Annotated in this window: 1 protein-coding gene; it reads right to left on the bottom strand. The window is 62.2% G+C overall.

Annotated features, from left to right (window positions below):
* Positions 1-502: nucleotidyl transferase family protein (locus JK635_RS28055; protein WP_498043858.1), on the bottom strand; the 502-nt coding region annotated here is incomplete at both ends.

Below are 502 nucleotides of genomic sequence, written 5' to 3'. Positions count from 1 at the left end.
CCAGCTTCTTCACCGCTTCCTTGGCCTTTTCCTCGAAATCCTTTTCCTTGCCGTAGATGTGATTGAAGCGGCGCGCCAGCTCCCGCATCATTTCAATGTGCGGCACCTGGTCCTCGCCCACCGGCACCATGCTGGCGCGGTAGATCAGCACGTCGGCCGCCTGCAGCAGCGGGTAGCCGAGGAAGCCATAGGTCGCCAGATCGCGGTCGGCCAGCTTTTCCTGCTGGTCCTTGTAGGTCGGCACCCGCTCCAGCCAGCCCAGCGGCGTGGTCATCGACAGCAGCAGGTGCAGTTCGGCATGCTCGGGCACCTTGGACTGGATAAACAGGGTGGACTGCGCCGGGTCGATGCCGGCGGCCAGCCAGTCGATCACCATGTCCCAGGTGCTTTTCTCGATGATGCTCGGATCGTCGTAGTGCGTGGTCAGGGCATGCCAGTCAGCGACGAAAAACAGGCATTCATGCTCGGACTGCAGCTTCACCCAGTTCTTCAGGGCGCCGTG

Source organism: Neobacillus paridis (assembly GCF_016765675.1).
Classification (GTDB): domain Bacteria; phylum Bacillota; class Bacilli; order Bacillales; family Cytobacillaceae; genus Neobacillus; species Neobacillus paridis.
Note: the sequence above shows the minus strand (reverse complement) of the source record. Positions and strands in the feature narration are given on the sequence as shown.